This is a genomic window from Pseudomonas sp. W2Oct36, from assembly GCF_041060465.1.
Classification (GTDB): Bacteria; Pseudomonadota; Gammaproteobacteria; order Pseudomonadales; family Pseudomonadaceae; genus Aquipseudomonas; species Aquipseudomonas graminis_B.
Genome location: NZ_JAUERW010000004.1, coordinates 328,903 through 342,501, shown reverse-complemented (window position 1 = coordinate 342,501; position 13,599 = coordinate 328,903). Strand labels below are relative to the sequence as shown.

The 13,599-nt window shown below is 63.3% G+C and carries 13 protein-coding genes; all 13 read right to left on the bottom strand.

All coding sequences use genetic code 11. The features are described 5' to 3' along the window. Positions 1-196 precede the first annotated feature (196 nt). The 13 genes from QWI18_RS09370 to QWI18_RS09310 all read right to left on the bottom strand — a co-directional run bounded on the left by QWI18_RS09370 (position 197) and on the right by QWI18_RS09310 (position 13,529). Positions 197-1,234 carry a proline racemase family protein gene (locus QWI18_RS09370; RefSeq protein ID WP_369318694.1) on the bottom strand — a complete coding sequence of 346 codons (1,038 nt, stop codon included), beginning with the start codon at positions 1,232-1,234 and terminating at the stop codon, positions 197-199. Between the two features lie 25 nt (positions 1,235-1,259). Then, positions 1,260-1,982 (bottom strand): amino acid ABC transporter ATP-binding protein, encoded by a 723-nt coding sequence (locus QWI18_RS09365; RefSeq protein WP_065992809.1) that lies wholly within the window; start codon positions 1,980-1,982, stop codon positions 1,260-1,262. Further along, on the bottom strand, positions 1,975-2,625 hold the full coding sequence (locus tag QWI18_RS09360; protein ID WP_369318693.1) for an amino acid ABC transporter permease: 651 nt from the start codon (positions 2,623-2,625) through the stop codon (positions 1,975-1,977). Before QWI18_RS09360 ends, QWI18_RS09365 begins: the two co-directional genes overlap by 8 nt. 10 nt (positions 2,626-2,635) lie before the next feature. Continuing rightward, positions 2,636-3,301 carry an amino acid ABC transporter permease gene (locus QWI18_RS09355; protein WP_065992814.1) on the bottom strand — a complete coding sequence of 222 codons (666 nt, stop codon included), beginning with the start codon at positions 3,299-3,301 and terminating at the stop codon, positions 2,636-2,638. Next, a complete protein-coding gene (locus tag QWI18_RS09350; protein ID WP_369318692.1) occupies positions 3,294-5,078 on the bottom strand; it encodes an aconitase X in 1,785 nt (594 codons plus the stop codon). Before QWI18_RS09350 ends, QWI18_RS09355 begins: the two co-directional genes overlap by 8 nt. Before the next feature lie 256 nt (positions 5,079-5,334). Continuing rightward, entirely contained in the window at positions 5,335-6,147 is an 813-nt protein-coding gene (locus tag QWI18_RS09345) for a transporter substrate-binding domain-containing protein (RefSeq protein WP_065992820.1), read from the bottom strand. Positions 6,148-6,542: 395 nt separating this feature from the next. Then, positions 6,543-7,295, bottom strand: a complete 753-nt coding sequence (locus QWI18_RS09340) for a helix-turn-helix domain-containing protein (RefSeq protein WP_369318691.1) — start codon at positions 7,293-7,295, stop codon at positions 6,543-6,545. Between the two features lie 164 nt (positions 7,296-7,459). Further along, a complete protein-coding gene (locus QWI18_RS09335; protein WP_369318707.1) occupies positions 7,460-8,707 on the bottom strand; it encodes an FAD-dependent oxidoreductase in 1,248 nt (415 codons plus the stop codon). Between the two features lie 20 nt (positions 8,708-8,727). Further along, complete coding sequence (locus QWI18_RS09330; protein ID WP_369318690.1) at positions 8,728-8,964, bottom strand: (2Fe-2S)-binding protein; 237 nt, start codon at positions 8,962-8,964, stop codon at positions 8,728-8,730. Then, positions 8,957-10,093, bottom strand: a complete 1,137-nt coding sequence (locus QWI18_RS09325) for an NAD(P)/FAD-dependent oxidoreductase (protein ID WP_369318689.1) — start codon at positions 10,091-10,093, stop codon at positions 8,957-8,959. Before QWI18_RS09325 ends, QWI18_RS09330 begins: the two co-directional genes overlap by 8 nt. Next, positions 10,090-11,040 (bottom strand): 4-hydroxyproline epimerase, encoded by a 951-nt coding sequence (locus tag QWI18_RS09320; protein WP_369318688.1) that lies wholly within the window; start codon positions 11,038-11,040, stop codon positions 10,090-10,092. The genes QWI18_RS09325 and QWI18_RS09320 overlap by 4 nt, the downstream gene beginning before the upstream one ends. Before the next feature lie 1,043 nt (positions 11,041-12,083). Continuing rightward, entirely contained in the window at positions 12,084-12,767 is a 684-nt protein-coding gene (locus QWI18_RS09315) for a GntR family transcriptional regulator (RefSeq protein WP_065992829.1), read from the bottom strand. Positions 12,768-12,857: 90 nt separating this feature from the next. Then, on the bottom strand, positions 12,858-13,529 hold the full coding sequence (locus QWI18_RS09310; RefSeq protein ID WP_122622243.1) for a DNA-3-methyladenine glycosylase I: 672 nt from the start codon (positions 13,527-13,529) through the stop codon (positions 12,858-12,860). Positions 13,530-13,599: the final 70 nt, after the last annotated feature.

The following is a 13,599-nucleotide window of genomic DNA, read 5'->3' as shown; positions in this document are numbered from 1 at the left end:
GTGCTGGGGCGCGCCCCCCCCGGGTGTGTGTGGTCGGGTGGCCGCGTTGGGGGACGTGCACCCCCCCAACCCCACCCCAAACACCCCCCACCCCCCCCCCCCCCCACTCCTACAGGATTTGCATTCATTCAGAAAAAATCGGTTTTGCATTCATTCAGAAAAATCGGTTTCGATTTATTGAAAGCAGCCGCAGCATCTACAGCTTCAACCCCACCGGCCACGTATCACTCAGCTTGTACCCCTCCGGCCACGGGTCGCTCGGGTCGAGCATGTGCTGGTGCGTCCCGGTGATCCACGCCCGCCCGGACAGGCTCGGGATGATCGCCTTGCGCCCGGCCACTTCAGTCTCGCTCTGGATCTTGCAGTGGAACTCCGAGCCAATGATCGAACGTCCGATAAACCGGTCCCCCACCTTCAACTGACCCTTCGCATGCAACACCGCCAGCCGCGCCGAACAGCCGGTGCCGCACGGCGAGCGGTCGATCTTGCCCGGGCGAATTACCACCGCGTTTGCCGCATTCGCCACGCCGCCGTCAAAATTCACCGGCGCGGCGATCTGGCAGAACGAAATATGATTCCAGTCTGTGTTCAACGGGTGGCTGAAACCCAGTTGCTCGTTGGCCGCGTTGGTGATTTTCAGGCCGGTGTCCACCAGGTCCTTCGCCTCATCGGCGGTCAACGAAAAGCCCAGCTTCACCGAATCGACGATGGCAAAACTGTCGCCGCCATAGGCGGTATCGACCTGCATCGAACCCAACCCCGGCACCTCGATCCACACGTCCAGCTGATCGGCGAAAGAAGGGTGGTTGTGCACCTCGACGCTCGTCACCTTGCCGTCGCGGCACTGGGCAATCGCCTCGATCAGGCCGCCCGGCGCCTCCAGTATCAGCCGGGTTTCCGGCTCGGTCATCGGCAGAATCCCGCTGTCCAGCAGCACCGTCGCCACGCACAGGGAATTGGAACCGGACATCGGCGGCACGTCGGCCGGCTCCATGATGATCCAGCCCATCTGCGCCTTCGGGTGCTTGGGCGGCACCAGCAGATTGACGTGACGGAACACCCCGCCGCGGGGCTCATTGAGCATGAAATTGCGCAGCACGTTGTCCTTCTCGATCCAGCGCGACTGCTCCCAGATCGTCTCTCCGGGAGGCGGCGCAACCCCGCCAACAATCACATCGCCCACCTCACCCTCGGCGTGACAACTGACCACATGAATCACTTTCGACGAGCGCATGACCTAAAATCCTCCTGAGCAGGCTCTAGTTGATTGATCGCAAAAAATCCGCCGTCTCCGGCCGTTGCGGGTTGCCGATCACCTGATCCGGCGTGCCGATCTCGTGCACCAGCCCGTTGCGGAAAAACGCCACGCGGTCCGACACGTCCCGGGCGAAGCGGATTTCGTGGGTCACCAGAATCATCGTCATGCCGTCCTCGGCCAGCATGCGCATGGTGTCCAGTACCTCGCCCACCAGCTGCGGATCGAGGGCCGATGTCGCTTCGTCGAACAGCATGTAATCCGGCGACATCGCCAGCGCCCGGGCAATCGCCATACGCTGCTGCTGGCCGCCCGACAACTTGCCGGGAAACACCTTGAGCTTGTCGCCCAGCCCGACGTGGGTCAGCTGCTTGACCGCCAGCGCTTCGGCTTCGGCCTTGCTTTTGCCCAGCACCGTGCGCGGGGCGAGCATCACGTTTTCCAGCACCGTCAGATGGGGAAACGCGTTCCACTGTTGAAAGACGATGCCGATCTTCTGCCGCAGCTTGTTGATGTCCGTGCCCCTGGCGTGGACCTCGGTGCCGTCGACGCGAATGCTGCCGCTCTTGATCGATTCCAGGCCGTTGATGCACATCAGCAAGGTCGACTTGCCCGAGCCCGAACCGCCGATGATCGACACCACTTCGCCCTTGTTCACCTGCAGGCTCACGCCCTTGATGACCTCAAGCTCGCCGAAGGACTTGTGCACGTTGTCGATCTCAATCATTTTCCTGCCACCTCGTTTCCAGCCGGGCGCCCAGGCGAGCGACCACCAGACTCATGACGTAATAAATCAGGCCGGCGATGCACAGCACCAACAGCGGCTCCTGAATGCGCGTGACGATGGTTTGCGAGGCGCGCAGCAGTTCGACGATGCCGATCCACATCACCAGCGCGGTGTCTTTCATCACCCCCAGCAGCAGGTTGATCCAGCCGGGAAACGCCACGCGGGTGGCCATCGGCATGACGATCTGGCGCAAGTCCTGCCAGTACGTCAGGCCCAGGGAACGACTGGCGCGGCGCAGGCTGAGCGGCACCGACAGCACGCCGCTGCGCACGATCTCCGTGCAGTAAGCGGTGACGTACAGGCCCAGCACCACGCAGGCGACGGCGAAGGCGCTCCAGTTCAGGCCGACGATGCTTTTCAGCGCGTTGAACAGCACGAACTGGATCAGCAACGGCACGCTGCGAAACACGTCCAGCAGCCAGGCCAGCGGGATCGTGCTGCGCGGCAGCAGGGCGCGGGCCATGCCGCAGACCAACCCGGCCAGCGTGCCGATGAACATCGACACCACGGTCAGCAAAATCGTGACCCAGGCGCCCTGAAGCATGAATTGCAGGTCGTTCCAGCTGAACGTGCTCTCGAACATGCCCATCTCCTCAGTACCGGAACAGCCGCCAGGACAGCAGCCGCGCAACGGCCACGATCAGCTTGGCGATCAGGTAATAGAGCACCGCCGCAATGGCGAAGAATTCGAAGGTGCGGAACGTCTTGACGTTGTAATCCTGGGTCACGCCGGTGAGGTCGTTATTGAGGCCGACGATCACCCCCATCGAGGTCATCAGCACGGCCCAGACCATCTGGTTGGTCAGCGGATAGAAAACGATGCGCAGCAACTGCGGAATTACGATCAGCCGATAGGCCTGGGGCGCGCTCATGCCCAGCGAACGGGCGGCGCGCAATTGCGTGTCGGGCACGGCCTTCAGCCCGCCGCGAAAGTTCTCCGCCAGATAGCCCGCGTTGTTGATGGTGATGCCCGCCAGCAACGCCGCCCACGAGCTGATGTGCAGGCCGAACGAGCCCAGGCCGAAATACAGGATGTACACCTGGAACAGCGACGGCGTGTTGCGCGCGATGGAAATCCAGGTCGCCGCGAAGCCTCGGAACAGCCGGTTTTTGCCCTGGCGCATGAACACCAGAAACAGCGCGATGGTGACGCCGAGGATCATCGACAGCGCGGCGGTTTCGAAGGTGACCCACGCGCCGTTGAGCATGTCAGGCAGCGCCTTGAACGCCGCGCGCCAGTGGAAGTTGTAATCAAACATGGGGGCTGGCCTCGGCTGCATCGGCGGCAAGGGCAGCGCCCTGCAGCCAGATCGGCAGGCGACCGCTGGCGACTCCGGTGATCGCGCTGTTGACGCACTCGGCCAGGCTGGCGAAATGCACGCGACGCCCCACCAGTCCGGGGGCGTAGTGCGCGTATTTGCCGGAGTTGGTCATCAGGTTGCGCGCGGTCGGCGGAATCACCGGTTCGCCGAGCATGCACCAGCAGGTGTCGGTGACGAACTGCACGCCGAAGCCTTCCAGCGTGTCGACGTAGCCGGCCTGTTGCGCGCGCTCCAGGGTAGCGCGGCCACAGGTCACGACAATCGCCACGTTTTCGTGTTTGCGCTGGTTGCCACACAGGTGCGCCAGCATTGCGCATTCGCTCAGGGAAAAATGCGGATTGCCCAGCGTCACGGCGTCCACTTCCGGCGTTTGCGCGCTGTTCAGCTCGCGCCAGCTGTGGAGCAAGTCCGCCAGGCTGATGCTCAGGGTTTTCTCCGGCGCGTGCCCGTCCAGCGCGAGTTCGGCGGTGGTGGCTTCGGGGGTCACGCCAGCGATATGGAACATCGGCGCAGCGGAGGTGGTGGCGAACGCCGCGCCGAACGCCTTGAGGTCATCCAGCGTGGGCGCCTTGTGCTCAAGGCCGCAGATCACCGGGATCGTGGCGCCGCACAGCAGCCCGACGTTATAACCGAGCAGCGGGTAGAAACTGTCGTCGAGGCCGTCCAGGACAGGGACGTCGATGCGTAGGGTCGCCAGACGTTGCTGGGTCAGGTGGCAGCCGATCTTCGGCGCGCGGCCGGTGAGGGCGATGCAGATGTCGAGGTAGTCCGGGTACTTCAGGGTGCGCGCGCCGATCACGCTGTTGGCGTACACCACCGCATTGGACTCGGCCCAGACGATCTGCTCGCCCAGCTCCGGCGCGCTGTCCAGCAGGTATGGCGCGCAGGTAAAACTCACCCGCGCGCCCATCTCCAGATAGGCATCGCCCAGCTGACTGGCCGGTTCGCCAAGGGCCGGATCAACGCCCAGTTCGCGCCAGCGGCGCTTGTCCACGGAGATGGAATTGAGGGTGGTGGGCACGCGGACCTTGGCGCCCCAGGCCACCAGTTGCCGGGCGAACCGCAGGCTGGCCGGCCCGGTGTAGATGCAGCCGTCGATGTGCGCCTGGGTGATGTCCAGCAGTTCCGTCGCGCCCTGCAGCTCGGCCATGCGCAGGATGATGCCCATCGCCACCTGCGCGGCTTTGCCGTAAGCGCCGTCGAGAAAACCCTGGTCGGTTTCGGTGAGTGAAATCTGGGTGATCGGGCGCTGACGTATCAGGCTTTTTTGATCGCGAGGGAGTGGTGGCGGCAGGCAGGCAAAGCCGCTCACGCGGTCATCTTCCACCCGCACGAAAGCAACGTCCCGCAGGGCCGCAAAGCCCGCTTCGCCGAGGCTGATCACCGGGATCGAATGGCCGAACATCTGTTCGGCGATCAGCACGCCGAGGGTGAGGATGTCTTCCACGCGTTCGAAGACCAGTGCGGCCGGCGCGTGGCCGTTGAGGATCAGTTCCAGCAACACGCTGCTGCCGGTGCACGAACCGCGCCCGCTGGGAATGGCCAGCACCCGGCCGTTGATGAACTGACCGCTGAGGGGGTGATGGCGGTCGATCACTTCACCGGTAAACGGCTCGACCCCGCCCCAGAAACTCAGGCCCACATCGGCGTACAGCAATTCACCTTGCGCGCTGCCGGCGACGAGACAGCGCCCGTTCAACGAGACTTCAGACATCGTGGGCTCCTGAGTGAGTGAATCGCTTTTAGCGGGTGACGCTGATGGGTTCCTGGTTCAGGTTCCGCGAATGATTCAGACGGGACGCGTAGCCCTGTAGTAGCGTGGCTTGTCCCGCGATCGGCGACGCAGTCGTCGTAAAACCTACAACCGCGGCGTCACTGAATCAGCATGTTCGACGGTCTTGCTGCCGCTTCGCGCCAGATCGCGGGACAAGCCACGCTCCTACACGGTCCGCGCCCTCTGATCGTTCCCCTCAGTAATAGACGCCCGGCACGGTCAGGTCTACCGGCTTGCCACTCACCCACTTTTCATACAGCTCGGCATAGCGCCCGGACCGCACTTGCTGGTTCACGAACAGGTTCAGGTAATGAATCAGCCCATACTCGTTACGCTTCGCCGCAAGGGAAACGTAGTCGATGGTGTAGGGCGCATTGCCGGCGATCTTCAGGCCTTTGTACTTGCCGGATTTGAGCGTGGCGGCGGCGACGGTGTTGGTCACCACGGACGCTTTGATGTGGCCCTGGGCAACGGCGAGGATGGTGTCGTTCTGGGTCTGGTAGGCGCGGAAACTGCCGCTGCCCCATTTCTTCTGATCCTTCTCCAGGGCGATCGCTTCGAACGTGCCGCTGGTGTTGCCGACATCTTTGCCCTTGAGGTCGTCATAGCTGTTGATGCCGGCGTCGTCGCGGGTCAGTACCACCATCTGGAAGGCGAAATAGGGGATGGTCATCGCCACCGTTTTCGCCCGCTCCAGGGTGTCCGAGGTCGACGCCACGATCACGTCGGCGCGGCCTGAAACCAGCGCAGGAATGCGGTCCGGAAAGGGTGTTTCCACCACCTCGGCTGTGACGCCCAGTACCTTCGCCAGGTCGTTGCAGTAATCGACGTCAAATCCGACCGGGTTGTTCTTGTCGTCACGGGACCCCATCGGCGGGAAGTCCAGGGTCACGGCGCAGCGCAGCTTGCCGGAGTCGATGATGTCATCGAGCTTGTCGGCCAACGCGGTGTTGATAAAAGATGAGCTCATGACGGCGAGGAGGGCGACGGCGACAGCTTGATTTTTCATAGAAGCCTCGGTGCGTGCAAAAGGAGAAAAGGCCGGATAAGTAATTTCGTATACGATATTTGATATGCACGCAGCGTGCCTGTTTTGCCAGTACGCCGTGCAGGGCTCTGGATCAGCGGGCCGGGGTTTGGATGGGTATTTCAGGAGCGCGGGACGGTGTTACATAAAGGAGCAAGAATCCGCAGCGTGCTTCATTGATGCACGTTGCAGTGCGGTAGTCGCCACATTCCGCCGCACCGCGATAAACCACCGGGACTGCGGTCACCGTAGGACTGGCTTTAGCCGGGAAGGCGTCGGTCGCCACACTGCAAAAACTACAGCGCACACACAGGCCCCTTCCCGGCCAAAGCCAGTCCTACACAAATACCGCGATCATCCAGGGGGGAGCAGCGAATTCAGATGCGCCTTTGCGAACCCCGATACTCACTCGGCGACGCTCCGGTCAGCGCCTTGAACTGGCGGCTAAACGCGCTGTGATCGGTGTACCCGCAGCGCAGGGCGATTTCGGTGATCGACAGGTCTTCCTGCAACAACCGCGACGCTTCACCCAGCCGCGCCTTGTGAATCATCTGCCGTGGCGTCAGCTGGAAGATGCGTTTGCAGTGCCGCTCCAGTTGGGCGATGGAGAGCCCGGCAATGGCCGTCAGTTGCTCAAGGGTGATGGGCTGCGCGAAGTGTTCGCGGATGTACGCATCGACCTCGACCAGTTTCTGATACGCCGGATGGGTCGTCTGCAGGATTTGCAGGTCACGGGAGATTCCCGCCAGCCCGATGATCGCGCCGTGTTGATCGCGCAGGGCGATCTTGTGAGTCAGGCACCAGATCGGCTGATTGCCGTAATAAAGGTGCAGCTCCAGCTGACCGCTGAGCTGCCTGCCATCGGCCAGCACCCGGCGGTCCTGGGCGGTATACAACGGCCCGAAGCGCGCGGGGAACACTTCCTCGGCGGTCAGCCCGACGATCTGGCTTTTTTCCTTGAAACCGCAGCGCTGCACCAGCGTCTGGTTGACCAGTGCGTAACGCGCGTGGGCGTCTTTGACGAAGAACACCACGCCGGGAATCGTATCGAACAGCGGCGCGACCAACGTCAGGCTGGCCAGCAGTTGGTCGAGGTCGTGCAAGGGCGTGGTGAGGAGGACGTCGATCATGTTCACGGGCGGGACGGCCGGGTGGGGAATGGGATCGATGATGCGGGATGTTGGATGCGGCGGCTAGTCGGGGGGCGACTGATCTGCGGGGACAGATTTGATCTGCGGGGACAGATTTATTTACGGTGAAGCGCTGTAAATAAATCAGTCCCCTTTAAATCACTTTAAATATCATCCAGACAGGCGAGGGTGGAGATCCGCGCCGGGCTGAAGGGCGGGCGCAACAAGGGGGGTTCCCAGCCGAACAAGGTCTGCGCCGCCGTGGCACAGATGCGCCCCTGACACGCGCCCATCCCGCAGCGGGTGGCGAGTTTGGCGCCGGTCCAGCTGTCATGCGCAGCGAGGTCCGCGTAACGCACGTCCTCACAGCGACAGACCAGCGTGTCCGGCGCCGCCAGATGTTTCAGCGCCGGATTCAGGCTGAAGGCCTTGTTCAACCGATCCGCAAAACCTTGCCAGCGCTGCCGCTCAGCCCACAACCCTCGGGCCTTATTTCGGTCACCTACCGCCACCAGCCCGGCGATGCGCCCCTCCACCAACGCCAGTTCGCTGCCGCCGAAACCGGTGCATTCCCCCGCTGCGAAGTGATCGGCCAGACCCGTCGCCTGCCACTCATCCACCACGATGGCCTGATCCCGCAGCGTGCAGCCCAGTGCGCGGGCGATCTCGGTGTTGGGCACCAGACTGAAACCGCAGGCCAGACGCTCGCAGGCCAGCTCTTCGACCTTGTCACCGACCTGAACGCGCACGCCTTCCAGCCGATCCGTACCCAGCGCTGCCAGCACATGGGCCGACGTTCGATAGGCGGCGCTCGCCAAGGTGATCGCCTGAATCGCCTTGTTCGGCCAGCGCCACAGCCCGGCAGCAAATCCGGCGACGGCGCTCAAGGGCGCCTGCTCGGCAACGCGCACGACCTCGGCGCCGTGCTTCTGCGCGGTCGCCGACGAGGCCAGCAACAGCGGGCCGGTTCCGGCAATCACGATGCGTTCGTCAGCGACCGCCAGCCCGCCTTTGATCAGCGCCTGCAAACCGCCGGCGCCGGTGACACCCGGCAGCGTCCAGCCGGGAAAGGGCAGCAGTCGCTCCCGCGCGCCGGTGCACAGAATCAGTGTGCCGTAACTCAACACCCAGCCCCGCTCGGCGTCCTCCAGCAGCAAGCGCTTCGTCCCGGCCAGCGCGACCACCTTGCAGCCGCTGTGCAGGCGAACGTTGCTGAACCCCTGCAACTGCGTGCGCATGTCCTGGGCCTGTTTCGGCACCTGAGCATTGGGGCCGTCGCGCCAGATCTGCCCGCCTGGCAGCGGGTTGTCGTCGAGCAAAGCGATGCTCGGCCCGTGAGGCGCCGCCGTCAGGGCCGCCGCCATGCCCGCCGGACCTGCGCCGATGATCAGCAGATCGACATGCTCGGTCATGTTCATGTTCATGTTCATGTTCATGGCCGAGTCTCGACCTGCATGCCGTCGCGGCAGATCGTCTGACACGCCAGCCGGCGCAGGCCGTCGATGCTCACCCGGCATTCCTGACAGATGCCCATGCCACACAAGGGCGCGCGCCGCTGGCCGGTGACCGAGGTGCGGCTGCAACGATCGCCGCTCGACATCAGCGCGGCGGCCACCGTGGTGCCTTGGGCGAAGCGAAAGGGCTGACCATCGATGCTCAATTCAGGCATGGGCGCGGGCTCCGATAAAGCGTTGCGGCAGGTAGGGTTCAACGTCGAGGGGCGGTCGAGTGCGCAGCATTTGCGCGGCCAGCAAGCGGGCGGTGCCGGTGGCCGTGGTGACGCCGAGGCCTTCGTGCCCGACCGCCAGCCACAGGCCGGGCTGATGCGGGTGCTCGCCAATCAGCGGCTGACCGTCGGGGCTGGCGGAGCGAAAACCGGTCCAGCTGCGAAGGCCGTTCATCTCGCCCAGGCCAGGAAGAAAATCCATCGCCCGACGCAGCATCCGCCCGAGCATGGCCGCGTCCACCTCCGGGTTGTGGTTGTCGAACTGCCGCGATGAGCCGATGAACATCTGGCCGGTCGGGCGCTGCTGCACATTGAACGCCACCGAAGGGCCGTTGCCCTTGTGGGCGCTGGTGACGTAGCCCAACTCAACCAGCGTGTGGGTGATCTGCGCGGGGTAACGGTCGGTGATCAACAGATGGCCTTTCTTGGCTTGCAGCGGTAAATCGGGACAGAGTTCGCGGGCATAGATGCCGCTGGCCAGCACAACGGCCGGGGCTTGCAGCCATTCACCCGTTGCGAGGCGGACCCGGTTGCCCTGAACTTCAGCGACCTCCGCTTGCCGCTGAACCACTCGCGAAGACTGACGCTGCAACAACCAGCGCGCGGCGTTGGGCGCGTAAAGAATGCCGTCGCCGCTGACCTTCAGTGCCCCGAGGAGACCGGATCGCAATGACGGTTCGGCCGTTGCCAGTTCGGCGCCGGACAGCAACTCGCACGCCAGACCGTATTCGCTCAGGGCCGCATGCTTGCGCTCGGCTTCTTCCATTTCTTCTTCATTGCAGGCCAGCCACATCGTGCCGTTGGTGCGCATCGCGCAGTCGTCCGGCATCTGCGGCGCGAGCTCGCGCCAGGCCTTGACCGAATATTCCCCCAGCGCCAGCTCGGCCGCGCTGTGGTCCAGCACCACCAGATGGCCCATGCCCGCAGCGGTCGCGGCGGGGCGCTGACAATCCAGCACCAGCACATGCAAGCCCTGAGACGCCAACTCGTCCGCACACGCCGCGCCGACGATGCCGCCGCCAATGACGATCACATCGGCGGCCTGGCCTTGCAGGGTGGGGGCGTCGGTCACGAGCGAATGCCCCAGGCGAACGGGTCTTCGTCGTCAAGCAGCAAGGTGGCTTCGGCGCTGATGTACGCACGGCCGCGAATGGTCGGCACGATGCGGTCGCCCGCCTGCCGCTCGCCGTGCTCCCAGACGAAACTGCCTTCGAATTGGCTGCCGATCACGCTGGCCTGCTGCCACAGCGTATCGGGCTGAAGTTTGCCGTCCGCTGCCAGGCACGCCAGTTTGGCGCTGGTGCCGGTGCCGCAGGGCGAGCGGTCGTAGGCTTTGCCGGGGCAGAGCACGAAGTTGCGGCTGTCGGCGTGGTCGTCGTCGGCGAACAGCTCGATGTGGTCGATGACGCCGCCGTCTTCACCGCGAATGCCCTGGTTTTCCAGCGCCTGCCGGACCTTCCAGGTGTAGTCGGTGAGGGCGTCGAGGTTGTCGGCGGCGACGCTCAGGCCGTGGTCGGCGATCAGGAAAAACCAGTTGCCGCCCCAGGCGATGTCGCCGGTCACGCTGCCCAGTTCAGGCACCTCCACGACGAAGTCCTTGCGGTAGCGGTAGGAGGGCACGTTGTCGACGCTCACGGAGCGATCTTCGTGCAGCGTGGCCTGAACCGTGCCGACCGGGGTTTCGATGCGGTGCACGCCGGGGCCGATCTTGCCCAGATGCGCCAGCGATACCACCAGCCCGATGGTGCCGTGGCCGCACATGCCCAGGTAGCCGCTGTTGTTGAAAAAGATCACCCCGGCGCAGGCCTCGGGATCGACCGGCTCACACAACAGCGCGCCGACCAGCACATCGCTGCCGCGGGGTTCGAGCACGGTGGCGGCGCGCCAGTCATCGAACTGCTCAGCCAGACGCTGACGCCGCTCGGCCATGCTGCCCCGCCCGAGATCGGGAAACCCGTCGAGCACCAGCCGCGTCGGCTCGCCGCCGGTGTGAGAATCGAGGATCTGGATGCGTTTCATGTATTCCCCTGTCGGACTGAGTCTGGAACTGGCTATTGGGTACACCCGATGGAACTGGCGATCACGGTCACTTGTAGGACCGGCTTCAGCCGGGAAGGCGTCGGTCGCCACACCCGAGATTTATGGTGCTAACGCTGGCCTCTTCCCGGCTAAAGCCGGTCCTACTAAAAGCGCCGCGTACACCCCGACGTAACGGGCGACGACGATCCCTAATGGGACTGCGTTCACCCAATGGAACTGGCTTCGACGATCCCCTGTAGGACCGGCTTCAGCCGGGAAGGCGTCAGTCGCCACGCTGCAAGATTTGCGGTGCTAACGCTGGCCTCTTCCCGGCTAAAGCCGGTCCCACTAAAAGCGCTGCCTACACCCCGATGGAACTGGCTAAGACGATCCCTTGTAGGACCGGCTTCAGCCGGGAAGGCGTCAGTCGCCACGCTGCAAAATTCATGGTGTTCACGCTGGCCTCTTCCCGGCTAAAGCCGGTCCCACTAAAAGCGCCGCGTACACTCCGACGTAACTGGCAACGACCATCCCTGTGGGACCGGCTTCAGCCGGGAAGGCGTCAGTCGTCACACCCGAGATTCATGGTGTTCACGCTGGCCTCTTCCCGGCTAAAGCCGGTCCCACTAAAAGCGCTGCGTACACCCCGACGTAACTGGCTACGACGATCCCTTGTAGGACCGGCTTCAGCCGGGAAAGCGTCGGTCGTCACACCCGAGATTCATGGTGTTCATACTGGCCTCTTCCCGGCTAAAGCCGGTCCTACATAAAGTCCTGTGTACACCCCGATCTAACTGGCTAAGACGATCCCTTGTAGGACCGGCTTCAGCCGGGAAGGCGTCAGTCGTCACACCCGAGATTTATGGTGTTCACGCTGGCCTCTTCCCGGCTAAATCCGGTCCTACAAAAAGCGCTGTACAACCGGTTTACAGATCGCGGCGCGGAGCAACTTCACTATTGAGGCAAGAGTGCCGCGAACGACGTCCAGGGTCTTGACCGATTTCACCCTCGCCAATGACGAAATCGGCATAGCCACGATTCGTTCAGATCTCGCTGAGCACGGCATGAGGCAGGTGGGCGTAGAGGGTTCGGCAGACGCCAATGATGTGGTGCTCGATCAGTTCGGCCGCTTTGTCCACGTCACGATCGGCACAGGCCTTGAGAATCTCGCGGTGTTCCAGGTCGGCGCGCTCTTTGCCTTCTTCAAAGCTCATCTGCACCCGCAGGTAGCGTTCAACCTTGTCGTGGATCGAGCGAATCATGTTCAGCAGAAACGGCCGCTGCGCCGCTTCATACAGACAGGTGTGAAACGCCCAGTTCAGCTCGGCCCAACGCCCGATGTCGTCGTCGCGCATGAATTCGTCACAGATGGCCCGTGCCCGGTCCAGCTGGGCAGCGGTCATTCGCGGCACGGCGAGGCGGATGGCTTGCACCTCCAGCAGCACCCGCACTTCAAAGATCTGCGCCAGCTCCGGCTCGGAAATCCGCGTGACCACGGCACCCTTGTTACGCTGGAATTGCACAAGCCCTTCGGCTTCCAGACGCTTGAGCGCTTCACGCACGGGGATCTTGCTGACGTTGAACACGCGGGCGATGTCGTCCTGACGGATCGGCTCGTCCTCGGCGAACTGGCCGGAGATGATCGACTCGCGCAGGTACTTGGCAATGACCTCGGACGCGGAGGGCGCGACACCGAGGTTGGGGGCGTCTGGAAGAAGAAAAGGCACGCAGATGACTCGAAAAGGGCGGATGCCGAATATTGTATACGACGTCCGATTTGTTACGCGATGTGTCTGCTCACTCCACCGGCAAAACGATCAATGGTTTGCCGTGTACGACAGCATCATCGACAGCTGGCACATCGGCCGGCCGCTGTCCGCATGCCACTGGTTGAACGCCGCTTGCACCGCCGCCTGATCACGCTGGCTGCTGGGCACGCGGTCGACGATCTTCTGCGCATTCAGCGCAGCGACCACGTCATGGCTGGGAATGAAGGTGTCTTTGCCGACCATGCGCAAAAAGCGCGGCGATGAGAGCCCGCCCATCTGATTGCCGTGTTTGAACAGGTAACGCCACAGCCCGACGATATCGGTCACCGGCCATTCGGCGATGAAATTGCCGAAGCTGCCATGTTCGTGGGCGATGTCGAGGATCAACTGCGCATTGCGCGGCACGCTCTTGAGCTTGCCCAGGTGACGGATGATCCGCGCGTCCTGCATCAGGCGTTCAAGGTGATCACCGCCCATCAGCGTGACCTTTTCCGGATCGAAGCCGAAGAAGGCCTGCTCGAAGGCCGGCCATTTGGCGTCCACCAGGCTGTGCTTGAGGCCGGCACGAAACACCCGCAGCGCCATGGTCGACAGATACCGGTCGTCGCTGAGGGCTTTGAGTTTTTTCGGCGTGGCGGGGGTCGGCAGATGCGCCTCGAGGGCGGCGACGGAACCAAAGCGGTTGAGGCAGTATTCATGGAGCCATTTGTAGTCTTGCATGCCCTCTCCAAAACAAAATTCATGTGCGCGATTGCTGGCGTAGCGCATTCCGAGTGCTGACGCAGAACCC